The sequence below is a fragment of the Saccharothrix sp. NRRL B-16314 genome (genome assembly GCF_000716595.1).
Taxonomy (GTDB): domain Bacteria; phylum Actinomycetota; class Actinomycetes; order Mycobacteriales; family Pseudonocardiaceae; genus Actinosynnema.
On the sequence record NZ_JNXC01000018.1, the window covers coordinates 67,046 to 81,211 of the forward strand.

General features: G+C 71.7%; 14 protein-coding genes. 12 read left to right on the plus strand and 2 right to left on the minus strand.

Annotated elements, in window-relative coordinates; all coding sequences use genetic code 11:
• The first annotated feature begins 157 nt into the window (after positions 1–157).
• The 7 genes from OQ02_RS23645 to whiA all read left to right on the plus strand — a co-directional run bounded on the left by OQ02_RS23645 (position 158) and on the right by whiA (position 6,962).
• Complete coding sequence (locus OQ02_RS23645) at positions 158–649, plus strand: hypothetical protein (RefSeq protein WP_033440805.1); 492 nt, start codon at positions 158–160, stop codon at positions 647–649.
• Between the two features lie 14 nt (positions 650–663).
• Positions 664–1,056: a Rieske (2Fe-2S) protein gene (locus tag OQ02_RS23650; RefSeq protein ID WP_033440738.1), complete on the plus strand. Its 393-nt coding sequence runs from the start codon at positions 664–666 to the stop codon at positions 1,054–1,056.
• 110 nt (positions 1,057–1,166) lie between these two features.
• A complete protein-coding gene (locus tag OQ02_RS23655; protein ID WP_231500182.1) occupies positions 1,167–1,622 on the plus strand; it encodes a Rieske (2Fe-2S) protein in 456 nt (151 codons plus the stop codon).
• 480 nt (positions 1,623–2,102) lie between these two features.
• The gene (gene uvrC / locus OQ02_RS23660) at positions 2,103–4,073 is read left to right on the plus strand and encodes an excinuclease ABC subunit UvrC (protein WP_081915885.1); all 1,971 of its coding nucleotides are present in this window, start codon (positions 2,103–2,105) and stop codon (positions 4,071–4,073) included.
• A gap of 26 nt (positions 4,074–4,099) precedes the next feature.
• Positions 4,100–4,957: an RNase adapter RapZ gene (gene rapZ, locus OQ02_RS23665; RefSeq protein ID WP_051772721.1), complete on the plus strand. Its 858-nt coding sequence runs from the start codon at positions 4,100–4,102 to the stop codon at positions 4,955–4,957.
• A 2-nt stretch (positions 4,958–4,959) separates the two neighbouring features.
• Positions 4,960–5,985, plus strand: coding sequence for a gluconeogenesis factor YvcK family protein (locus tag OQ02_RS23670; protein ID WP_033440742.1), 1,026 nt, complete (start codon positions 4,960–4,962; stop codon positions 5,983–5,985).
• Positions 5,976–6,962: a DNA-binding protein WhiA gene (whiA, locus tag OQ02_RS23675; protein ID WP_033440743.1), complete on the plus strand. Its 987-nt coding sequence runs from the start codon at positions 5,976–5,978 to the stop codon at positions 6,960–6,962. The genes OQ02_RS23670 and whiA overlap by 10 nt, the downstream gene beginning before the upstream one ends.
• A gap of 37 nt (positions 6,963–6,999) precedes the next feature.
• Here the strand turns inward: whiA and OQ02_RS23680 are convergent, their stop codons facing one another.
• Positions 7,000–9,111, minus strand: coding sequence for an acyltransferase family protein (locus tag OQ02_RS23680; protein WP_231500184.1), 2,112 nt, complete (start codon positions 9,109–9,111; stop codon positions 7,000–7,002).
• Between the two features lie 359 nt (positions 9,112–9,470).
• Here OQ02_RS23680 and gap point away from each other — a divergent pair, with 359 nt between their 5' ends.
• From gap to OQ02_RS23705, 5 genes are all read left to right on the plus strand, one after another.
• Positions 9,471–10,475 carry a type I glyceraldehyde-3-phosphate dehydrogenase gene (gene gap / locus OQ02_RS23685; protein ID WP_033440745.1) on the plus strand — a complete coding sequence of 335 codons (1,005 nt, stop codon included), beginning with the start codon at positions 9,471–9,473 and terminating at the stop codon, positions 10,473–10,475.
• A gap of 20 nt (positions 10,476–10,495) precedes the next feature.
• Entirely contained in the window at positions 10,496–11,692 is a 1,197-nt protein-coding gene (locus tag OQ02_RS23690) for a phosphoglycerate kinase (protein ID WP_197043456.1), read from the plus strand.
• Positions 11,692–12,480 carry a triose-phosphate isomerase gene (gene tpiA / locus OQ02_RS23695; protein WP_033440807.1) on the plus strand — a complete coding sequence of 263 codons (789 nt, stop codon included), beginning with the start codon at positions 11,692–11,694 and terminating at the stop codon, positions 12,478–12,480. The genes OQ02_RS23690 and tpiA overlap by 1 nt, the downstream gene beginning before the upstream one ends.
• 90 nt (positions 12,481–12,570) lie before the next feature.
• Positions 12,571–12,804: a preprotein translocase subunit SecG gene (gene secG, locus OQ02_RS23700; RefSeq protein ID WP_033440746.1), complete on the plus strand. Its 234-nt coding sequence runs from the start codon at positions 12,571–12,573 to the stop codon at positions 12,802–12,804.
• A 36-nt stretch (positions 12,805–12,840) separates the two neighbouring features.
• Positions 12,841–13,185 carry an RNA polymerase-binding protein RbpA gene (locus OQ02_RS23705; RefSeq protein WP_033440747.1) on the plus strand — a complete coding sequence of 115 codons (345 nt, stop codon included), beginning with the start codon at positions 12,841–12,843 and terminating at the stop codon, positions 13,183–13,185.
• Between the two features lie 75 nt (positions 13,186–13,260).
• Here OQ02_RS23705 and OQ02_RS45980 read toward each other — a convergent pair whose 3' ends face one another.
• Complete coding sequence (locus OQ02_RS45980) at positions 13,261–14,142, minus strand: hypothetical protein (protein ID WP_231500185.1); 882 nt, start codon at positions 14,140–14,142, stop codon at positions 13,261–13,263.
• Positions 14,143–14,166: the final 24 nt, after the last annotated feature.

Here is a 14,166-nt window from a genome sequence, read left to right on the forward strand (position 1 = left end):
GATGGGGTGGATCCGCACGGTGCATGTTCCCCACCCGATAACGGTGTTGTGGAGAGGGCTGGTTGGTCGGACCCTGCGTGGTGTGCGCCAGTGCCGGGACGACCTCGCGGCCCGTGCGCACCGCCCGATCCACCCGACCGGGGAGGGACCCCCGCCCATGAGCATCACCGCCTCCACCACCGCAGACACGGGCCCGCGCTCCGGCCCGCGCGACCGCGCGCACCAGCAGGCACTCGGCGAGGCGATCGCGGGCTACCGCCTGCTGGGCTGGAAGGTGTCCGTCACCGAGCAGGGCGTCTTCCTGCCGCTCGGCCCGGCGACCACCGCCCTGGCCATGCCCGCCCGCATCGGCTCCCGCGTCCTGGCCGACCTCAAGGCCCGGATGCTCGCCGGGCCCGTCACCGTGATCCCCGGCCCGCGGGAGCACTGGATCTTCCTCGCCGAGCTGGTCGCCCTGCTGCCCACGCACCTGAAGGCGCCCGCCGAGGTCCAGTTCGTCCGCTCGCCCCAGCGCATCGCCCTGCCGCCCACCATGACCCGCTACGGGTCGCTGAGGTGGGCGAACCCGCCGTCGCACTCGCGGCACTGGTTCCCGCCGTTCACGGCGGTGCTGGCGCTGGCCCGGACGGCGGTCGCGAAGGACAAGTAGGCGATGATGGGCGAGTGGACCGACGGACCCTCCTGTGCGGACTGCTCGCCCTGACCGCGTGCGGGACCGGGGCGCCCACGCGCAAACCCGGTGTCGGCTCGGCCCGGCCGGGGGAGCGGGTCGCCGCGCTCGCCGACGTGCCGGTGGGGTCCGGAGCGCTCGTCGACGTCGGCGCTGACGGTCAGTTGTTGCTGGTCAGGCCGTCGGAGTCGGAGGTGCGGGCGTTCCACCCGGCGTGCCCGCACCAGGGCACCACCGTCAACCCGCCCGCGGCCGGCGTCATCACCTGCCCCACGCACCGCAGCGCGTTCGACCCGTCGTCGGGTGCCGTGCTGTCCGGTCCGTCGCCCAAGGGGTTGACCGAGGTCGCGGTCGCGGTGTCCGGGCCCGACGTGGTGCTTTCCTGAAAGATCCGTCCCACCAGTTGGACGCGTTGAACCCCGCTTTCACGTGGTGTCGTATTCCCTGTGCATCCGAACGACTACCCACCACGCAGCGGAGGATCGTCTTGAGTTCCGTGGAGAAGACAGCGCTGTCTCGCCGCTCGATGCTGTGCGGCGTGCTGGTCGCGCTGGCCGTGCCGGGCGGCCTGGCCGCTTGCGGCAGCGAGACCACACCGCCGGCCACCGGCACCGCGCCGGCGGGCGGCACCACCCCCGGCGGCACCTCGTCCGGCCCCGCGATCATCGCGGCGCTGGCCGACGTGCCCGACGGCGGCGGCACGCTGGCCGGCAACCCGTCCAACAGCAAGCCGCTGGTGCTCGTGCGCACCGGTGAGACGGTGAAGGCCTACGACGCCACCTGCCCGCACCAGGGCACCGCGGTGTCACCGCCCGAGGGCGGCGTGATCACGTGCCCGAACCACGGCAGCACGTTCAACGCCGCGGACGGCGCCGTGACGAACGGCCCGGCCACCAAGGGCCTGACCGAGGTCCCGGTCAAGGTGGAAGCGGGCCAGATCCTCCTGGCCTGACCCCACCCCGACGGGCCCGCCGGCCGGACAGTCGGGAAGCAGGCGCCGCGAGCCGCCCCTCGCGGCCCCCGACCGCACGGTCCACCGGGCACCCCGTCCACCAGGCAGTCGCCGCCGCGAGCCGCCCTCGCGCCCCCGACCCCACCCTTCAACCGCGCTCTCCCACCGCGCCCCCGACTGCGCTCTCCCACGCTCCCGATCGCGCCCACCCGCGCTCTCGATCGCGCTCCTTCACCCGCGCTCCTTCACCCGCGCCCCGGACCACGCTCCCACCCGCGCTCTCCACCCGCTCTCTCCGACCACGCGCCTTTGATCGCCCCCTTCGCCGCGTGCCCGAAAACAGCACCCCACGCGAAGTCGCGAACGGCCGACTTCCAGGCGACCGAGCCCGCCGCCTGCGGAGCAGCGGTCATCCAACACGGCGGCTATACAACACAGCCCGCGACGCCTGCGGGCACGGCGTCCAACTAGGCTTGGGACGTGGCCGATCCGTCGACCTATCGCCCCGCGACAGGCACCATCCCCGAAGCCCCCGGCGTGTACAAGTTCCGCGACACCGCCGGTCGTGTGGTGTACGTCGGCAAGGCCAAGAGCCTGCGCCAACGGCTCAACTCCTACTTCGCGGACGTCGCCGGCCTGCACCCGCGCACCCGCCAGATGGTGACCACCGCGGCGAGCGTCGAGTGGACCGTCGTCGGCACCGAGGTCGAAGCCCTCCAGCTGGAGTACAACTGGATCAAGGAGTTCGACCCGCGGTTCAACGTCCGCTACCGCGACGACAAGTCCTACCCGGTCCTCGCCGTGACGTTGAACGAGGAGTTCCCCCGCCTGCACGTCTACCGCGGCCCGCGCCGCAAGGGCGTCCGGTACTTCGGCCCCTACGCGCACGCCTGGGCGATCCGCGAGACGCTCGACCTCCTCCTCCGCGTCTTCCCCGCCCGCACCTGCTCGGCCGGCGTGTTCAAGCGCCACGGCCAGATCGGCCGCCCCTGCCTCCTCGGCTACATCGACAAGTGCTCCGCCCCCTGCGTCGGCCGGGTCAGCGCCGACGAGCACCGGGACATCGTCGAGGACTTCTGCGACTTCCTGGCCGGCAAGACCGACTCGATGGTGCGCCGCCTCGAACGCGAGATGACGGCCGCCGCCGAGGAGCTGGAGTTCGAGAAGGCCGCCCGCCTCCGGGACGACCAGGCCGCCCTCAAGCGCGCCCTGGAGAAGCAGGCCGTCGTCCTCGGTGACGGCACGGACGCCGACGTGGTCGCCTTCGCCGAGGACGACCTGGAAGTCTCCGTGCAGGTCTTCCACGTGCGCGGCGGGCGGGTCCGCGGTCAGCGCGGCTGGGTGGTCGACAAGGTGGACGAGACGGGCGTGTCCGGCCTGGTCGACCAGTTCGTCACCCAGTTCTACGGCGAGCAGGTCGAGTCGGCCCTGGCCGGCGGGGTGGAGGCGGCGCCGGTGCCGCGCGAGGTGCTGGTGCCGGAGCTGCCGGACGACGCGGAGGCGGTCGAGAAGTGGCTGACCGGGCTGCGCAAGGGCAAGGTGGCCCTGCGGGTCCCGCAACGCGGTGACAAGCGCGCGCTCATGGAGACGGTGGAGCGCAACGCCAAGGAAGCGTTCCAGCAGCACAAACTGCGCCGCGCCGGCGATCTGACGGCCCGGTCCGCGGCCCTCCAGGAACTCCAGGAGGCGCTGGGCCTCGACACCGCGCCCCTCCGGATCGAGTGCACCGACATCAGCCACGTCCAGGGCACCGACGTGGTCGCGTCCCTGGTCGTGTTCGAGGACGGCCTGGCCCGCAAGTCCGAGTACCGCCGCTTCGCCGTCCGCGAGGGCGCCGAGCAGGGCGACGTCGGGTCCATCGCCGAGGTGGTCCGGCGGCGGTTCCAGGCCTACCTGCGGGAAACCAGGAACGGCGACGGGCCGAACCCCGGCATCGACCCGGAGACGGGCAAGCCGCGCAAGTTCGCCTACGCGCCGAACCTGCTGGTCGTGGACGGCGGCGCGCCACAGGCGCAGGTAGCCTCCGACATGCTGGCGGAGCTGGGCATCACGGACGTGGCGGTGGTCGGCCTGGCGAAGCGGCTGGAGGAGGTCTGGGTGCCCGGCGAGCCCGACCCGGTGATCCTGCCGCGCACCAGCGAGGCCCTGTACCTGTTGCAGCGGGTGCGCGACGAGGCGCACCGGTTCGCCATCGCCTACCACCGGCAGAAGCGGTCCAAGCGGATGACGACGTCGGCGCTGGACGAGGTACCGGGGCTGGGGCAGTCGCGCAAAGCCGCGCTGCTGAGGCACTTCGGCTCGCTGAAGAAGTTGCGCGAGGCGAGCGTCGACGAGATCAGCGGGGTGCCCGGTGTGGGCCGGCGCACCGCCGAGGCCGTGCACGCGACGCTGGGCGCGGCCGGTGGTGGAGGACCGTCGACGGAGTCGACAATCGGACAGGAGCGAACGTGAGCGCACCGGCCGGCGAGAAGTCCGGCATCGAAGTCGCGGTGGTGACGGGCCTGTCGGGGGCGGGCCGCAGCACCGCCGCGAAGTGCCTGGAAGACCTCGGGTGGTTCGTGGTGGACAACCTGCCACCCGAGTTGATCTCGACCATGGTGGAGCTCGGCGCGCAGGCCAGGGGCGCCATCACCAGGGTCGCGGTCGTGATGGACGTGCGCAGCCGCGCGTTCACCGAAGACCTGGCGGCGGTCATCAAGGACCTGGACGCGCGCGGCTACAAGCCGAAGGTGCTGTTCCTGGAGGCCACCGACGACGTGCTGATCCGCCGGTTCGAGTCGGTCCGGCGCGGCCACCCGCTGCAGGCGGACGGGCGGCTGGCCGACGGCATCGAGAACGAGCGCGTCCTCCTCACGCCGCTGCGCGAGGAGGCCGACCTGGTGCTGGACACGTCGGCGCTGTCGGTGCACCAGCTGCGGGCCAAGATCGAGGACACGTTCGGCACCGAGTCGGCGATGCGCACCAGGGTCACGGTGCTGTCGTTCGGCTACAAGTACGGCCTGCCGATGGACGCCGACCTGGTGATGGACGTGCGGTTCCTGCCGAACCCGTTCTGGATCCCGGAGCTGCGCGAGCAGACCGGCCTGGACGGCGAGGTGCGGAACTACGTGCTGACCCAGGAGGGCGCGGAGGAGTTCCTGGACCGCTACCACGAACTGCTGCGCCTTATCGGCGCCGGCTACCGACGCGAGGGCAAGCGGTACCTGACGCTCGCGGTCGGCTGCACGGGCGGCAAGCACCGCAGCGTCGCCATCTCCGAGGAGCTGGCGGGCCGGTTGGCCAGCGAGGACGGCATGGCGGTCAAGGTGGTCCACCGGGATCTGGGACGCGAGTGAGCTTGAGAGCGGTAGCGCTGGGCGGTGGTCACGGGCTCCACGCGACGCTCACCGCCCTGCGCCGGCTGACCGACGACGTGACGGCCGTGGTGACGGTCGCCGACGACGGCGGCTCCTCGGGACGGCTGCGCCGCGAACTCGGCCTGCTGCCGCCCGGTGACCTGCGCAAGGCGATGGTGGCGCTGGCCGGTGCGGACGAGTCGAGCGCGTTGTGGTCGCGGCTGTTCCAGCACCGGTTCGGCGGCACGGGCGCGCTCGCCGGGCACGCGGTCGGGAACCTGGTGCTGGCGGGTCTGCTGGAGCAGCTGGGCGACCCGGTCGCGGTGCTGGAGGAGGCCGGACGGCTGCTCGGCGTGCGCGGCCGGGTGCTGCCGATGTGCACCGAGCCGTTGTCGATCGAGGCCGACGTGACCGGGCTGGACGACGACGCCGACGTGGTGCGCCGGATCCGCGGCCAGGTCGCGATCGCCACCACGCCCGGCCGGGTGCAGCGCATCCGGCTGAACGGCCCGGGTGGTCCCGGTGAGGCGCCGCGCGGCTGCCCGCAGGCGGTCGAAGCGGTCCTGGCGGCGGACGTGGTGCTCCTGGGACCGGGCTCGTGGTTCACCAGCGTGCTGCCGCACCTGCTCGTGCCGGAGCTGCACGACGCGTTGGTCCGGACGTCGGCGCGGAAGGTCGTGGTGCTCAACCTCGTCCCCCAACCGGGGGAAACCGCCGGGTTTTCACCGGAGCTCCACCTGGACGTGCTGTGCGAGCACGCCCCGGCGTTGCGCGTGGACGCCGTGATCGCCGACGTCGGCGCGGTCCCCGTGCCGGACCGGCTGGGGCGGGCCGCCGCAGCTCTCGGCGCTGCGGCGCACCTCGCGCCGATCGCGGTGGCGGGCGCGCCGGACCGTCACGATCCGGCCGCGCTGGCGTTGAGCATCCAGCGGGCGTTGGCCGGCCCTGGTGACGGGACCGGCGGGGCGTCGAGTACAACCCTCCAGGAAGACCGTGCGAGCAGGGGAGGCGAGGCACCGTGGCGATGACGTCGGCGGTGAAGGACGAGCTGAGCAGGCTGGCCGTCTCGAAGACCTGCTGCCGCCGTGCGGAGGTCGCCTCCCTCCTGCGCTTCGCGGGTGGACTGCACATCGTCGGCGGCCGGGTGGTCGTCGAGGCGGAGCTGGACCTGGGTTCCACGGCGCGGCGGCTGCGGCGCGAGATCCACGAGCTGTACGGGCACCAGTCGGACGTGTTCACCATCACGTCCAGCGGCCTGCGCAAGGGCACCCGGTTCGTGGTGCGGGTGGTCAAGGACGGCGAGGGCCTGGCCAGGCAGACCGGTCTGCTCGACCCGCGCGGCCGACCGGTCCGCGGCCTGCCCGCGCCGGTGGTGTCGGGCGGTGTGTGCGACGCGGAGGCGGCGTGGCGCGGCGCGTTCCTGGCGCACGGCTCGCTGACGGAGCCGGGCCGGTCGTCGTCGATGGAGGTGACCTGCCCGGGGCCGGAAGCGGCGTTGGCGCTGGTCGGCGCGGCACGGCGGATGGGCATCGGCTCCAAGTCGCGTGAGGTGCGCGGCGCGGAGCGCGTGGTGATAAGGGATGGCGACGCCATCGGCGCGATGCTGACCAGGCTCGGCGCGCACGACAGCGTGCTGGCCTGGGAGGAACGCCGGATGCGCCGCGAGGTGCGGGCGACGGCGAACCGGCTGGCGAACTTCGACGACGCGAACCTGCGTCGTTCGGCGCGTGCCGCGGTGGCGGCGGCGGCCCGGGTGCAGCGCGCGTTGGAGATCCTGGGCGCCGAGGCGCCGGACCACCTGGCGGCGGCGGGCGAGCTGCGGCTCGCGCACCGGCAGGCGTCGCTGGAGGAGCTGGGCCAGCTGTCCGAGCCGCAGATGACGAAGGACGCGGTGGCGGGTCGGATCCGGCGGTTGCTGGCGATGGCGGACAAGCGGGCGAAGGAGCTGGGCATGCCCGACACCGAGTCCGCGGTGACCGCAGACATGCTCGACGCCGAGGTCTGACGTCCAGGTCTGACGCCGCGAGCCTGACGCCGGGGGTCTAGCGGAGTCCCAGGGCGGACACGAGCGGGTCGACCAGCGACCTCACGTACGTGTCGGTCAGGTGGTTGTTGCGGTAGACGACGACGTTGCCCACCACGGCCGGGCACACGTCGGCCCGGCAGATCCAGTCGGTCAGGTCGACTACCCGGACACCGGGCAGCCCGGTCGCGGCGTCGGCCAGCGGGTCGGTGGGCGAGCCGACGGCCCGCGAGCGGGGCGTGTCGCACTCGGCCGGTCGGTCCGGGTGGCGTTCCAGGCACGGCGCCACGACCGTCGCCGGGCGCGGCACCTCCCGGATCACGGCGACCGGGATGTCCGCGTCGGACAGCGCGGCCAGCATGGTCCGGTAGCCCTCGACCTGGCGTTCCGGCGACTCCCACGTCCAGTTCAGGTCCTTGCGGTAGGACTCCGGCGACATGGCGGCGGTGACCACCAGGTCGGGGTCCAGGTCGCGGATCAGGTCCAGCTTCAGCCGGTTCTCGTCCGCGCACACGGCGATCGGCGTGCCCGCCTCGGACGGCGGCACGGAGGTGAACGGGCAGCCGTTGCGCACGACGACCTTCACCCGCCACCGGCCCGCGCCCTCGTGCCGCACGTACTCGGCCAGGGCGCTGCTGAACTGCCCGGCGTGCGAGTCGCCGACCACGACCACGGTCCTGGCCGCGCCCGGGTCGCCGTACATGCACGACGTCACCCGCCCGCTCAGGTCGTAGATGTTGCAGTCGCCGGGCAGGTCGCCCAACGGCCCGTCCTGCTCGACCACGGCGGGCGCGGGCACGAACGCGACACCGGTCGGCACGGGCCGCGCCCGGCTCGGGTCGAGGGCGAGCGCGCCGGGGTACCGCGCGTCGAGCACGGGCTTCGTCCGCAGCGCGGCCAGCGTCGACTCGGCGGACGCCCAGCCGCCCGACGCGACCGCCACGGTCACCGCCACCAGTCCCGCGCCGATCGCGTACGTCGTCCGCTTGCGGTTGCGGCGGTGCCGGAACGGGTCCTCGACGAAGTGCTTGGACAACGCCGCCAGTGCCAGGCTCAGCGCGGCGGCGGCGACCACCTGGTACCGGCTCAGCACGTCCCGGTCGGTCAACTCCAGGAGCAGCACGATCACCGGCCAGTGCCACAGGTACAGGCTGTAGGAGACGTCGCCGACGTAGGTCAGCGGCCGGAGCCCCAGGAGCCGGCCCAGCGAGTCGTCCCGGGCGACCAGCATGGCCACCGCGCCGACCGTCGGCAGCGCCGCGATCCAGCCCGGGAACGCCATGTCGGTGGTGAACCGGAACGCGCTGACCAGCACGGCCGCCAGACCACCCCAACCGAGCAGCAGGCGCGCCGTCAGACCCGGTCGCAGCCGGTGCTGCGCCATCGCGGCCAGCCCGCCGATGCCCAGTTCCCACATCCGCGTCGGCGTGACGAAATACGCCGCGCCGTGATTTACCGGCGTGTACCAGGCGGAGAACGCGAACGACGCGACCGTGACCGCGCCGACCGCCACCACCGCGTACCGCACGGGTCCGCCGCCCCGCCGTGCCGCGAGCACCGCGGCGGCCAGCAGCACGAGCGGGATCACCAGGTAGAACTGCTCCTCGACGGCCAGCGACCAGAAGTGCTGCACCGGTGACGCGCCGACGGTCGCGTGCCCGTAGTCGTCCGACAGCACCGCCAACAGCCAGTTCTGGGCGTTGAGCGCGGAGAACACCACCTCGCGCAGCACCACCGGCCGGCGGGACTGGGGCAGCAGCACGAGCGCCGCCGCGGTGATCACCAGCAACACGGCGGTGGCGGCGGGCAGCAACCGGCGGATCCGGCGGGCGTAGAAGTCGAGCAGGCGTACCCGCCCGGTGCGCCGGACCTCGCCCGTGAGCGTGCCGATGATCAGGAAGCCGGAGATCGCGAAGAACACGTCGACGCCGACGAAACCACCGGTCAGCCACTCGGGGCGGAGGTGGTAGCAGACCACCAAACCCACGGCCAGCGCCCGCAGGCCTTGGACGTCGGCGCGCACGGCCGAAGTCCTGGCGGCAGGTGCCGCGACACCGGGATCGCCCGTCGCCAACGCCACTGCCCACCGCCACAGGTCGAGGAAAGGCGCGCAGCCTAACCGCACCGGCACCGAAACCCGTTCGGGTGTTCCGGACCGATACCAGGAGTCATCCGGTCGGCACCGCGCGTCATCCGGTCGGGCACCGCGAGTCCTGCGTTCACGCACCGTGAGACCTACGCTGGCAACCTGGCCGGTCCAGGAGCGGCGTCGCTGTGAGCCGCTCACTCCGGGGTCCCGAACGCCCGGCGCCGGGTTACCTGGAGGTAACAAGGCCGTCGAGCTGGATTTTCTTGTTCGATAAAGAGATCCTGGTGGTCCACGTGACCAGGGCCGCAGCCCGGAGGCTAGGCTGGCTCTCGGCTGCCTGGTCAGCCCATGACTGCACGCCCCTGGCGGACAACGCCAGTCGAGTACCGAGGAGACTCACCGTGACGGTTCGCGTAGGTGTCAATGGTTTCGGCCGCATCGGTCGCAACTTCTGGCGCGCCGTTCAGGCCAGTGGGCACGACATCGAGATCGTCGCCTTCAACGACCTCGGTGACGTCAACACGATGGCCCACCTGCTCAAGTACGACTCCATCCTCGGCCGTCTCGACGGCGAGGTGACCGTCACCGACGAGGGCATCGCGGTTGACGGCAAGGTCATCAAGGCGTTGGCCGAGCGCGACCCCGGCAAGCTGCCGTGGAAGGACCTCGGCGTCGACGTCGTCGTCGAGTCGACCGGCTTCTTCACCGACGCTTCGGCCGCCCGCAAGCACGTCGACGAGGGTGGCGCGAAGAAGGTCATCATCTCCGCACCGGCCAAGGGTGAAGACCTCACCGTGGTCCTGGGCGCGAACGACGACCAGTACGACGGTTCGCAGACCGTCATCTCGAACGCCTCGTGCACCACGAACTGCCTGGCCCCGCTGGCCAAGGTGCTGCACGACAGCTTCACCATCGAGCGTGGCCTCATGACCACGATCCACGCTTACACCCAGGACCAGAACCTCCAGGACGCGCCGCACAAGGACCTGCGCCGCGCCCGGGCCGCCGCGCTCAACATCGTGCCCACCAGCACCGGTGCCGCGAAGGCGATCGGCCTGGTCCTGCCGGAGCTCAAGGGCAAGCTCGACGGCTACGCCCTGCGCGTGCCCGTGCCCACCGGCTCGGCCACCGACCTCACCGTCACCGTCGGCCGCGAGGTCACGCTGGACGAGGTCAACGCCGCCTACAAGGCCGCGGCGGACGGCCCGCTCAAGGGCTACCTGCGCTACAACACCGACCCGATCGTGTCGGCCGACATCGTCACCGACCCGGCGTCGTGCATCTACGACGCGCCGCTGACCAAGGTCATCGGCAACCAGGTCAAGGTCATCGGCTGGTACGACAACGAGTGGGGCTACTCCAACCGCCTCGCCGACCTGGTCAACCTCGTCGCCAGCAAGCTCTGAGCGAAAACGGGTCACTCGCTGTGAAGACTCTCGACGATCTGCTCAGCGAGGGTGTCTCGGGTCGGCGCGTCCTCGTGCGCGCCGACCTGAACGTCCCCCTCGACGGCGACCGGATCACCGACGACGGCCGCGTCCGCGCGTCGGTCCCCACCATCAAGGCGCTCGTTGACGCGGGCGCCCGCGTGCTGGTCGCCGCCCACCTGGGCCGCCCCAAGGGCGAGCCCGACCCCAAGTTCTCCCTCGCGCCCGTCGCGGTGCGGCTCGGTGAGCTCCTCGGCCAGGCGGTCGGGATCGGCACCGAGACCGCCGGCGACGGCACCGTGGTGCTGCTGGAGAACATCCGCTTCGACGCCCGCGAGACCAGCAAGGACGACGCCGAGCGCGCCGCCCTCGCCGACGAGCTGGCCGCCAAGGCCGACGCGTTCGTCTCCGACGGCTTCGGCGTGGTGCACCGCAAGCAGGCTTCCGTCTACGACGTGGCCAAGAAGCTCCCGCACTACGCGGGCGGCCTCGTGCTGGCCGAGGTCGAGGTGCTGCGCAAGCTCACCGACGACCTCAAGCGCCCGTACGTCGTCGTGCTCGGCGGCGCGAAGGTGTCCGACAAGCTCGGCGTCATCGCGAACCTGCTCGGCAAGGTCGACCGGCTGCTCATCGGCGGCGGCATGGCCTACACCTTCCTCAAGGCCCAGGGCCACGAGGTCGGCGGCTCGCTGCTCCAGGAGGACCAGCTCGACCAGGTCCGCGGCTTCCTCGCCCAGGCGGAGGAGCGCGGCGTGGAGCTGGTGCTCCCGGTCGACGTGCTGGCCGCCGACGACTTCGCGCCCGACGCGAAGTTCGAGGTCGTCGCCACCGACGCCATCCCCGCCGACCGGCAGGGCCTCGACATCGGGCCGAAGACGCGCGAGCTGTTCGCGTCCAAGCTCGCCGACGCCCAGACCGTCTTCTGGAACGGCCCGATGGGCGTGTTCGAGTTCGAGGCGTTCTCCGGCGGCACCCGCGCGGTGGCCGAGGCGCTCGTCAAGAGCGACGCGTTCACCGTGGTCGGCGGCGGCGACTCCGCCGCGGCCGTGCGCGCGCTCGGCCTCCCCGAGGACGGGTTCTCGCACATCTCCACCGGTGGTGGGGCGTCCCTGGAGTACCTGGAGGGCAAAGAGCTCCCGGGCGTGTCCGTGTTGGACGAAGACCTGCTTGCAGGGTCGAGCGAAGGCGGAGCGTGATGGCTCAGCGTCAGCCCCTCATCGCGGGCAACTGGAAGATGAACCTCAACCACCTCGAGGCCATCGCCCTGGTGCAGAAGATCGCCTTCTCGCTGCCGGAGAAGTACTTCGCCAAGGTCGAGGTCGCGGTGCTGCCGCCGTTCGTCGACATCCGGTCGATCCAGACCCTGGTCGACGGCGACAAGCTGCTGCTCAAGTACGGCGCGCAGGACCTGTCGCCGCACGACTCCGGCGCCTACACCGGTGACACCTCGGGCCCGATGCTCGCCAAGCTCGGCTGCTCGTACGTCACCGTGGGCCACTCCGAGCGCCGCGAGTACCACGGCGAGGACGACGCCACCGTCAACAAGAAGGTCAAGGCGGCGATCAAGCACGGCGTCACCCCGATCTTCTGCCTCGGCGAGCAGTTGGACGTCCGCGAGGCCGGCCGGCACGTCGAGCACTGCACCGACCAGCTCGTCGCGGGCCTGAAGGGCCTCACCGCCGAGCAGGTGCGCGACGTGGTCGTCGCCTACGAACCGGTGTGGGCCATCGGCACCGGCAAGGTCGCCTCGTCGGCGGACGCACAGGAGGTGTGCGCGGCGCTGCGGGTCAAGCTCGCCGAGCTGTACGGCGAGGACGTCGCTTCGGCCGTTCGGGTGCTTTACGGCGGTTCCGTCAAGTCCGGCAACATCGCCGAGCTGATCGCCCAGAAGGACGTCGACGGCGCCCTCGTGGGTGGTGCGAGCCTGGATGCGGACGAGTTCGCCAAGCTGTGCGCACTCGCCGCGGGCGGACCTCTACCCTGATGTGATTGACACGCACTCCTACTACGGTGGTCCACGGTCGGCAGTCGACCGGGTACTCTGTGGCGTCACCTGCCTGACAGCGAGGAAGAAATGATCCTGTTCCTTCAGATCCTGTTGATCGTCTCCAGTCTCGTCCTGATCCTGCTGGTGCTACTGCACCGCGGGCGTGGCGGCGGTCTGTCCTCGTTGTTCGGCGGCGGCATGCAGTCGAGCCTGTCCGGTTCCAGCGTGGTGGAGAAGAACCTCGACCGGCTGACGTTGTTCGTCGGCTCGGTCTGGGTCATCGCCATCGTGGGCATCGGACTGCTGATGAAGGTCAACTGACAGCAGGGAAACCACGTGGTGGGGGTGTGAGGGTCGATGGCTGGTGGTAACGCGATTCGCGGTACCCGCGTCGGCGCAGGCCCGATGGGCGAATCGGAGCGCGGCGAGTCCGCGCCCCGACGTCGGGTGTCGTACTGGTGCGCGAACGCGCACGAGTCTCGGCCGTCGTTCGCGGTCGAAGCCGAGATCCCGGAGAACTGGGACTGCCCCCGGTGCGGCCTGCCGGCCGGGCGCGACGAGCAGGCTCCCCCTGCTCCGCCGCGCAACGAGCCGTACAAGACGCACCTGGCGTACGTGAAGGAGCGGCGCTCCGACGCGGACGGTGAGGCGATCCTGGAAGAGGCGCTCATCAAGCTGCGCAAGCAGCGCGAAGAGCCCTAGTCAGGCGAGAACGGTGCGACGGCCCCCGCGGATTCCCGCGGGGGCCGTCGCCGTTTCCCGTCGACCCTCGGCTGCTCAGCGGCGCTTGGTGAACAGGCCGGAGAACTGGCGTCGGACCAGGATCGCGCCCACCAGCACGAAGAACACCAGGACCACGAGCGTCGACGTGGTGCCGCCGGTCGAGCTGGTCAGGGCGATGTCCACGCTGCCGACCAGCACCACGCCGCAGTCGGCCCGGATCACGTGCCGCCCCGGTTGGATCATGGTGAACTCGACCCTGGTGCTGAACGTGCCCGAGTTGTCCGCTTTCGCCGTGCCGACGTCCTCGCCCAGCGAGCTGAGCCGCACCGGCGCGCCGGGGTCGCAGCCGGTGCCGGTGGCGGTCAGCGGGTCGCCCGGCTGGATGTTGTCCTTGTCCAGGGTCAGCGCGCCGTCACCGTCGAACGGCGTCGTCGTGGTCGCCGGGGGCGGCGTTCCGGAGCTCGTCGTCGTTGTCGTGGTCGTCGTGGTGGTGGTCGACGTGGTGGTCGTGGTGACAGTCGGGCGCCGGCTGGTCGTGGTCGTCGCGGCCGGGGGAGCGGTGGTCGTGGTGACGACCGGCGGCGGGGTGGTGGTCGTGGTGGGCGTCGGCGTCACGGTGAAGCTGTCCGTCGGGTTCGACGTCGCCGCGCACACCGGCTTCGCCGTCACCCGGTGGCCGCCGATCGCCGCCTTCTCCGGCACCGTCGCCGTTCCGGAACCGCTGCCGCGGCCCGAGTGCCGGCCGCTGCCGACCACCTGCCTGCCGTCCCAGAGGAGCTGCACGGTGTAGTCCCGGCAGTCCGGATCGAGGTACACACCGGACCAGCTGACCGTGAACGTGCTCCCCACCGGGCCGGAATCCGGGGTCGCGGTGGCGGTGCCCTGCTGCTGCGCGGATACCGGTGCCGCTACAAGCGCCGTAACGCCGTACGCCAAGGCACCGAGTAAAGCTAGTGTTCC

Excerpts from the sequence above, each read along its gene's own strand:
- OQ02_RS23645 (WP_033440805.1), top strand. The coding sequence starts at position 158 with ATGAGCATCACCGCCTCCACCACCGCAGACACGGGCCCGCGCTCCGGC.
- tpiA (WP_033440807.1), top strand. The coding sequence starts at position 11,692 with ATGGCTCAGCGTCAGCCCCTCATCGCGGGCAACTGGAAGATGAACCTC.
- secG (WP_033440746.1), top strand. The coding sequence starts at position 12,571 with ATGATCCTGTTCCTTCAGATCCTGTTGATCGTCTCCAGTCTCGTCCTG.
- OQ02_RS23705 (WP_033440747.1), top strand. The coding sequence starts at position 12,841 with ATGGCTGGTGGTAACGCGATTCGCGGTACCCGCGTCGGCGCAGGCCCG.